Genomic DNA, 8,901 nt, shown 5'->3' with positions numbered 1-8,901 from the left:
GTCATTTCCTACTGGTGGACAAACTTCGTCATTTCCTACTGGTGGACAAACTTCGTCATTTCCTACTGGTGGACAAACTTCGTCATTTCCTACTGGTGGACAAACTTCGTCATTTCCTACTGATGGACAAACCTCACCATTTCCTACTGATGGGCAAACCTCACCATTTCCTACTGGTGGACAAAACTCCTTCGCTTAATACAATATTTGCGAAAATCAGCAGATAAATACAAGGGAACAATGATAAGTTATTCAGTACATAGTATGCTAGTACAGCTTGGTGCAAATAAACATATTATTCGATAAAACTGAAAAGCGTGTATTATCGGTGATGTGCCTTCTGCCTTATTGTACTAGTTTGCTATTTTACGTCCTGTAACTATTTACAGGTAAGGCTTTAAGCAATATCTTCTGTTAGTTTGACAGTCAGATAATTAAAGCCTTTTTTGTAGAGAAATTTTGGGTTAAGCAAATTCATAATTGGTATAACAGGTACTGAAAACCCAATAATTTTTTAACTAATAAATAGGAGAATTAGTGCCAATGGAAGCGTCTGCTGTCAATCCCATTAATGGTGGAGTTAATCACTTAAATGCAGGTGGCGCTAGCAACCTATATAGCGGTAATTCCTTTGCTGCCAATGATAGTTTGTCTGCTGCTAAGGACAGCCTGTTGACGGGTGGTAGCAATCTGTTATTAGGTAACGGTAGCAATCCGATTCCAGGTGGCGGTATTAACCCGTTTGCAGGTGATGGTGGCAGTGGGCTTCAGAAATTAATCTTTGAGCGATTAAAGTTAGTTCTGGGTGATAACTATTTCAAGGGTATTGACAACACATTAGCAGGAGGTAGTAACCCGTTTGCAGGCAGTGGTTATCCCATTCCAGGTGGGGCTACCAACCCCTTTGCAGGTAACAGTAATGCGATCGCAGGTGGGGCTACCAATCCGTTTGTAGGTAACAGTAATGCGATCGCAGGTGGGGCTACCAATCCATTTGCAGGTAACAGTAATGCGATCGCAGGTGCTGGAAGTCTGCTTCAACAATCGCCTTTCGATCCGTTGAAAGAAGTCCTTGGTAACAATATACCCTTTAGTAACACTGGCAATACATCTAATTCAGGTAGCCAAACCTTTAATCAGAGCAATGCACCGGTTGGGAATGGTAACAAGGACTCTGGTAGTAATAACGCAACTATTGGTAATTTTAACTCGGATAATGGCAGTAACAGTGCAACCATTGGTAATGGTAACTGGAACTTTAATAATGACAACGCAACTATCGGTAATGGCAACTGGCTATTTGGAAAGAGTAACACAACCCTTGGTAATGGCAACTGGGATTGGGACAACGGCAGTAATAATGCAACACTAGGTAATGGAAATTGGCACTTCGGCAGTGACAACGCAACCATTGGCAACGGCAATTGGGACTTCGGCACTGATAACACAATTATTGGTAATGGTAACTGGGTTTTTACCAATGGAAATGAAATTATTGGTAATGGCAATTGGTTAACAAAGACTGATAACACAACGATTGGAAACATCAACAATATCAGCAGTTTAAAGTTATCCCCACAAGGGATCAAGACTGATGTTAATAATCTGATTGACTCTCTTATAGGTAAAATAGGTCAAAATTTTCTTGGGTTTACAGGAGATTTTGATGTATCAAGTAGCCAAACCTTTAACCGCCTCATCTCTTCTAAAAGTGTTGGTAATGACACTAATATATCTAAGGATATTGAGCAACTTTTGGCATCACTCAGCCCAATTCAAGGAAATTTGATCAATTATCAGCCTGTGCAAAACCCTCAACCTGTCCCAGAACCTGCTTCTTCAGTGTCGTTGGTAGTAATGGGAATGGTGTGTTTGCTGTTGTCACTGTTCAAAAAACAACAACACTGTTAAGGTAAATTCAATCCTTCTAAGCTGATTGCGATCGCATTTTCTGCTTCTCTACCAGGTTGACTTACTAGTAGTCATTAGCGAAAATGATAGTCTTTATTAGGAGCAAATTTATCCATGACCGAAACAGACTCATGATACAGAGCAACTAAATTTATTTATGAGCTTGTTAATTTTTAATTTTTAATTCGGAGCGAAGCGACGTGACTGCTGCTGTCTTTTTAGAAAATGTCTACAAGTTTTACAACAATGTACCCGTAGTCAATGACCTGTCATTCCAAATTGAAGCGGGAGAGATATTTGCTCTACTTGGCCCAAATGGTGCGGGTAAATCAACCACAATTCGGATGCTGACTACACTCACGAAACCGTCCCAAGGACGGATAGAAGTCGGTGGATATGATGTTATTAGCCAAGCAACGTTGGCAAAACAGAGTATTGGTGTAGTCTTACAACAAGTCAGTGTGGATAACGATTTAACCGTCTGGGAAAATATGGAACTGCACGGGAGACTACATCACATTAGTAACCCGCAGCGACAAAAATTGATAAATCAATGGCTAGAGTATGTTGAGCTAGCAGAAAAACGTGATGATTTGGTAAAAACCCTGTCTGGGGGTATGAAACGACGGTTGCAGATTGCGAGAGCTTTATTGCATCAACCGCAAATTTTGTTTTTGGATGAACCAACGGTAGGACTAGACCCCCAGACCAGGCGACGCCTCTGGGAAATTATTCGGGATTTAAATAAACAAGGGATGACGATGCTACTGACGACCCATTATATGGATGAGGTCGAATTTTTGTGCGATGCCTTTGGTTCTACCAAGCCAGGACGAATCGGTATTATGGATGGCGGGAAGCTGATTTCTTTGGGAACTTTACAACAACTGCATTCTGCTCACGGTGAAGGTTTGGTGATGAAACAATTAGGTGCGTCTAATGTGGGAAGTGATAGCGTTCGTAATTGGGAATATCTATTTTTCCCATCCTTAGAAGCAGCAAATATCTACTTGAATGAACAGCCCGATAAAACCGGAATGATGGTGCGTCCCTCTAATCTGGAAGATATTTTTGTGGAATTAACGGGACGCCAGTTAGATTAACCTCATCCTCCTAACTGCCGCAGCATAGCTTCTACCCTTTCTACGCCATCTGAGTCATTGCGCCGCTTGTACAAGTCACGGGCTTTCTGAAGCAAGCTGTTTGCTTGTTTGGCTTGTCGTCGCTGTTTATACATCGAACCCATCAACTCATAAGTCTGGGCGTTGTTTTTATCCAAGTCGATTGCTTGTTGGTATGCCCAGGTAGCAGCATTATAGTCTCCCATACGCGATTGCGTCACAGCCAATCCTAAATAGGCGTTGACGTTGTTACGGTTCAGCTGTATAGCACGACGATAACCTTCCTTTGCCCCACGTGTGTCGCCCAAATTGGCTTTGATGTAACCCACAGCGTAGTAAAAATCACTATTGTTAGGGTTGATAGCGATCGCCCGACGATAAGCTGTTAATGCTGCCTGGTAATTTCCCTGTTGAGCGTATAAATACCCAATACCTGAATGAATTTTAGCATTCTTGGGATCTATACTAGCTGCTTGCTGATAAACAGCGATCGCACCACCATAATCACCGCCATTCACTAACCTCCGTCCTTCCTCCAGTAATTGCTTTAACTCTGGGTTTTTGGCTTGCGCCACTAATACCTGAGCCTGAGCTACTGAAGGTATGGTGAAAGTAAAACATCCTAGTAACACCACACTAAACACGAATGATGTCGGCTTGTACACAGTAAATTTCCTGAAATTTTAGAGGACTTTTTTCTTGTACATTAAAACAAAAATATGGACTTTTGAAAACTGTATTTCTTCGTATTGATTAAGATGTTAATAGTTCATTCTCCTTTCGTTTACATTTAGCACTACATAACAGAGTTTTTACTGAAGAATGAAGTGTCAGCGATCAAGGAGCAGGTGAAGATACCCTACATATAAACCAGTACTATAGCAAAACGACACATTTTTTTATCAGTAGTTATACGTGTTATTCAGAAAAACTCAACAGGGATCTAACTTAATCTTAGATTCTGATACAGCAAGCTTATAGCCTTTGACATTTATTCCTATTTTTATTTTATTTAAGAATTTGCTGACTCTGTATCCAAGTTTTCTGATATTTTTAATCCTTGATACTACCCTTTGAGAAGTTATCATCCAGGCATTTACATCCTTTTTTGCTTATTCAAAGGTAAGATAAATCTAAACTGGAAAATGCTCCATTAATCTGTTTAGGACAATACTAAAACCCAAAGCGCAATCTAAAATTGTGTGAGAGGATGTTTTCAAACCTGTCTTCTGTAATAATAGTTACAATTATTAAAGTATTTTGATAAATACTTTAATAAATATCAAGATATATCCCATATAGGAGGTTAATTTATGATTATAACTACCACTGATGTAATTCAAGGAGCCGTGATTGAGTCCTATTTAGGCATTGTGACAGCAGAAGTAGTCTACGGTAGCAATTTCTTGCGGGATTTTTTGGCTGGTATTCGAGATATTATCGGTGGACGCACTGCTAGCTATGAGCGTCTATTTGAGCAGGGTCAACGCAAAGCACTAGAAGAATTAGAACAACGCGCACAACGTTTAGGAGCAAATGCTGTAATTGGGATTGAAATTGATACTGGCACAATAAATATTGACCAGTCAGGAGTGCTTTTGCTGATTACTGCCACAGGCACTGCTGTGAGGATGCGTTAGTTTTTGATGATTTTTACTTTTGACAATCATTACCTAATTGCATGCATAGTTAAAGCTACTTTCTGAAAGCTAGCTAATAGTTGTATTTTAAATTAAGAATTTTTATATGGAAAATTTATAAAATAATACATAAATAAAGACTAAATTATATTAAAAATTGTTAAAATAGATTTGCTTTTTCTAGCTAAAGATAGACCTATTAAATCTTTCTATTGATAGAGATTAAAACAGAACATTTAGTTATTTAATTTGAAGCATAAAGATGAATATACCCGAACAAGAACTTAGCTGGAACAGCACTGGAGAACATAAGCGATGTCATACGTAAATCGGACAGGCAATGACGTTATATCTACTGATACTGTGGTTGCAGGTCGAGTAGCTGAATACCACGATCGCGTTCGCTGGGGGCCAATTATTGCTGGTTTGTTGGTTTCTTTGGCTACACAATTAATTTTGAGTTCTATCATTGCTGCGGTTGCGGCAGGCACAGTTGCAGGTTCAGGTGCACCTAGAACACTTGCCCCTAACGCTGCGGGTAGTGCGGGGCTTTGGTCAACTATCGCTTTACTAATTTCCCTGTTTACTGGTGGTTGGGTTACAGCCCGTGCTTGTGGCCCGATGAACCGCAATACAGCTCTTCTTAACGGCGCAATTCTTTGGGCAACTACTTTGGCAGTTAGCTCATGGCTTTTAGCAAGTGGAGTATCTGGTGCTTTTGGTGTTGCTGCTTCTAACGCAGGGGAAGTCATAAACCAGGTACAACAGCAAGGTGGTGTTAATGTACCACAAGCAAACATAAGTGCCCAACAAGCTCGTGATGCAGCAGCTAATTTACGTTCGGGATTGTGGTGGTTTGTGTTTGGTTCTTTGTTGGGTTTAATAGCTTCAATGATTGGAGCCGTAACTGGCGCTCGTAGTCCTCGAACTAACACTTACAATGCTTAAATAATTGTTTGAAAAATCAAATGTTATTTATTTTTAAATAAAAGCACCTTTTTCAAGGTGTTTTTTGTTTATTATTTAAGGTTGGCGTTTGTAGCGCCCAATTAATTCTGCTGTTGTCAAAATGTTTGTCCTAGTGCATCAGGGTCATCAACCGACAATTAATACTATGCTTTCTGTTGCGATCGCAACTTCATTCCAAAGGAAGGGTTTTACAGCAGTTTGCAACTAAGTGAGCTCCAAAACCGAGGACTCAAAAATTCGTTCCAATATTGGAGTTTAGGCAAAATTGTCAACATATCTTATCTGTGAATATCGCGCTTCTAAGAAACATTTCTGTTTTTTAAAAGCGCGATATTTTTATGGTGATTTTTTCTAAGTAAATGCAACGAAAATTTTATATCAAGTCTGGTTAATCACTTATGATTACCGCATTTGTGCAAACCAAAAGCCTCTTTCCCCCTGCCCCCTGCTCCCTGCCCCCTGCTCCCTGCCCCCTGCTCCCAGCAAGAACTGCGGTCTAAATGATAAGTCTTTACCCGGACATGATATTACTACCGCAGATTACCATTTTAGATATGAACCTTCAATTCCCTGCTCGCGTCGAATTTTGCCATCTTTTTCAAACCAAGCAATTACTTGCTGTGCTGTCAAATCTTCAATATCAACACCGTATTCTTGGGCAATATGCTTCAAAAGCTTCAGTGATGAAATTGTCAATCTTGTTAAAAACTTTTCTGGGGAAGACAACAAGGCAGCATCTACTTTTGCTGATTCTTCTAGAGTTAAAAATTGTGCTGATGGTTGCTGTGGTGGTACGTCCATAAATAAAAAAAGAAAATACTATCTCAAAGTTAGTTGGGTATTGGGCATTAGTTATTAAAAAAGGACTAATGACAAATAACTAATGACGAATTTGTACTAAATACCCACAACGATGTTGACCATCAATAATCCAGTGGGTGCGTTCTACGGTACAATCAGGTAAGACGGCTGCAAACATTTCTAATTCGTGACCACAGATGCTGGGGAAAGACTCGGCAACGTTGGAAATGGCGCAATTATGCTCCATTAAGATAAAGCGATCGCTCTCAAAGGAGTCACCCACATCAACAGGGTGACACTCTGCCATGAAGCCTTCTGCTTTTCTCAACTCTACTAAGTTGGCTACACGTTCTTGCAGCGAACCGTTACCCACGCGATCGCGATATTCTAAGGCTTTGCGCTGCCACTGTTTTTGTAAAATCGATTTAAATTGATCGTGTCCTACCGTTTCGGCTAAGGTGTCTAGCAACGAAACCGCAAAATTTCCGTGGCCATCACCAAAGCGATCGCTCATTGTGCGGTGCAAGCGATCGCGTCCCTGACGACTCAGCTGATAAAGGTGCTGCGGACGCCCCATCCCCGCCGCCTGCACTGATGTAGAATACAAAACTAGCTCCTCCGTCTCCAAATCTTTGAGATGGCGACGAATCGCTTGCGGGGTAACGTCTAAAACTTCAGCTAGCTCTAAAGCCGTTGCTTTTTCGTGTTTGTGCAGATATTCTAGGATATCTTGCTTGGTTGAGGACTGGTGAGTAGTCGCCATCTTATCGTTGGTGCAAGACGTTCAGCGAACGTCCCAAAAATTTCTTTGAAAATTTGACTTTGACAACATTGTTGTTGTTAATTTAGCGTAAAATGAAGATAGATTAAACAACATAGCTGTTGTTTTAGTCTCCACCACTATTCTAGCAGCCGTGTAACCATTCCGTAACGTGATATGGAGTCGGCTAAAGAAAAGTCCGTCTCCCATCCTCAAAGAGTTCTGAACACGAGAGATTATTACTGATGAGTGCCACTGTCAAAACCTTAGTCAACCAACCCTACAAGTACGGCTTTGTCACCGATATTGAAGCCGACACAATTGAGCGTGGACTAGACGAGGACGTTGTTCGCTTGATCTCCTCTAAAAAAAATGAGCCGCAGTTCATGCTGGACTTTCGCCTCCGGGCTTATCGCCAGTGGCAAAAAATGACCGAACCAACTTGGCCCAATGTCAAGTATCCGCCAATTAATTATCAGGATATCATTTATTACTCAGCGCCAAAACGCAAGAAAGAAAAACTAAACAGCTTGGATGAAGTCGATCCAACCCTTTTAGAAACCTTCGAGAAATTAGGCATTTCCCTATCTGAACAGAAGCGACTGGCAAACGTTGCTGTCGATGCGATTTTCGATAGCGTCTCTGTCGCTACTACATTTAAAGAAAAGCTAGCGGAAGATGGCGTTATTTTCTGCTCAATTTCCGAAGCGTTGCAAGAACACCCAGAATTAATTAAAAAATACCTGGGTAGCGTTGTTCCTATAGCTGACAATTATTTTGCCGCATTGAACGCCGCCGTATTTAGCGATGGTTCTTTTGTCTATATTCCTAAAGGTGTGAAATGCCCAATGGAACTGTCTACCTACTTCCGCATCAACTCTGGTGACACAGGACAATTTGAGCGGACTTTGATTGTCGCTGAAGAAGGTAGTTATGTTTCTTACCTGGAAGGTTGCACTGCACCGATGTATGACAGCAACCAGTTACACGCCGCCGTTGTGGAACTCGTCGCTCTCGACAACGCGGAAATTAAATATTCCACTGTGCAAAACTGGTACGCTGGAGATGCTAACGGTAAAGGCGGTATTTACAACTTTGTTACCAAACGCGGTTTGTGTCAGGGCGTAAATTCTAAGATTTCCTGGACTCAAGTAGAAACAGGTTCGGCAATTACTTGGAAATATCCTAGCTGTGTGTTGGTGGGTGATAACTCTGTGGGTGAGTTTTACTCGGTGGCGCTGACAAATAATATGCAGCAAGCTGATACGGGTACAAAGATGATTCACGTAGGTAAGAATACCCGCAGTACAATTATTTCTAAAGGAATCTCCGCAGGTAATTCTAGTAATAGCTATCGGGGTTTGGTGAAAGTCAATCCGACTGCGATTGGGGCGAGAAATTATTCTCAGTGCGACTCGATGCTGATTGGGGATAATGCCCATGCTAATACTTTCCCTTATATCCAGGTGCAAAATAATACTGGAAAGGTGGAGCACGAAGCTTCTACTTCTAAGATTGGGGAAGATCAACTGTTCTACTTTGCTCAACGGGGTATTTCAGCAGAAGATGCGATTTCGATGATGGTTAGCGGCTTCTGTAAGGATGTTTTTAATCAGCTACCGATGGAGTTTGCTGTGGAAGCTGATAAGTTGTTGAGTTTGAAGTTGGAAGGCAGTGTTGGATAAATGGAAGCAAGGAT

At 41.1% G+C, this 8,901-nt stretch carries 9 protein-coding genes; 6 read left to right on the top strand and 3 right to left on the bottom strand.

From position 1 onward, the window contains the following. The 3 genes from V7K41_RS09725 to V7K41_RS09715 form a co-directional block, all read left to right on the top strand. Positions 1-199: hypothetical protein (locus V7K41_RS09725; RefSeq protein ID WP_334847582.1), on the top strand; the 199-nt coding region annotated here is incomplete at its 5' end. A 344-nt stretch (positions 200-543) separates the two neighbouring features. Continuing rightward, positions 544-1,911, top strand: coding sequence for a hypothetical protein (locus tag V7K41_RS09720; protein ID WP_334847581.1), 1,368 nt, complete (start codon positions 544-546; stop codon positions 1,909-1,911). Between the two features lie 200 nt (positions 1,912-2,111). Further along, positions 2,112-3,014, top strand: a complete 903-nt coding sequence (locus tag V7K41_RS09715; protein WP_334847579.1) for an ABC transporter ATP-binding protein — start codon at positions 2,112-2,114, stop codon at positions 3,012-3,014. Positions 3,015-3,016: 2 nt separating this feature from the next. On the opposite strand, the gene V7K41_RS09710 is transcribed toward V7K41_RS09715, so the two are convergent. Next, positions 3,017-3,697 carry a tetratricopeptide repeat protein gene (locus V7K41_RS09710; RefSeq protein ID WP_334847577.1) on the bottom strand — a complete coding sequence of 227 codons (681 nt, stop codon included), beginning with the start codon at positions 3,695-3,697 and terminating at the stop codon, positions 3,017-3,019. A 648-nt stretch (positions 3,698-4,345) separates the two neighbouring features. On the opposite strand from V7K41_RS09710, the gene V7K41_RS09705 reads away from it, so the two are divergent. Together V7K41_RS09705 and V7K41_RS09700 are read left to right on the top strand one after the other, a co-directional pair. Next, a complete protein-coding gene (locus V7K41_RS09705; RefSeq protein WP_292867781.1) occupies positions 4,346-4,672 on the top strand; it encodes a YbjQ family protein in 327 nt (108 codons plus the stop codon). A 315-nt stretch (positions 4,673-4,987) separates the two neighbouring features. Next, positions 4,988-5,620, top strand: a complete 633-nt coding sequence (locus V7K41_RS09700) for a hypothetical protein (RefSeq protein WP_334847575.1) — start codon at positions 4,988-4,990, stop codon at positions 5,618-5,620. 561 nt (positions 5,621-6,181) lie between these two features. Here V7K41_RS09700 and V7K41_RS09695 read toward each other — a convergent pair. Next, complete coding sequence (locus tag V7K41_RS09695; protein WP_292867787.1) at positions 6,182-6,442, bottom strand: hypothetical protein; 261 nt, start codon at positions 6,440-6,442, stop codon at positions 6,182-6,184. Positions 6,443-6,521: 79 nt separating this feature from the next. Further along, positions 6,522-7,205 carry an iron-sulfur cluster biosynthesis transcriptional regulator SufR gene (gene sufR / locus V7K41_RS09690; protein ID WP_334847573.1) on the bottom strand — a complete coding sequence of 228 codons (684 nt, stop codon included), beginning with the start codon at positions 7,203-7,205 and terminating at the stop codon, positions 6,522-6,524. Between the two features lie 242 nt (positions 7,206-7,447). Here sufR and sufB point away from each other — a divergent pair, with 242 nt between their 5' ends. After that, positions 7,448-8,887, top strand: coding sequence for a Fe-S cluster assembly protein SufB (gene sufB / locus V7K41_RS09685; RefSeq protein ID WP_334847572.1), 1,440 nt, complete (start codon positions 7,448-7,450; stop codon positions 8,885-8,887). The last annotated feature ends 14 nt before the right edge of the window (positions 8,888-8,901 follow it).

Origin of the sequence: Nostoc sp., from assembly GCF_036917415.1 — a bacterium.
Classification (GTDB): Bacteria; Cyanobacteriota; Cyanobacteriia; order Cyanobacteriales; family Nostocaceae; genus Nostoc.
The sequence above is the reverse complement of the archived record's forward strand: the minus strand, read 5'-3'. Positions and strand labels throughout refer to the sequence as shown.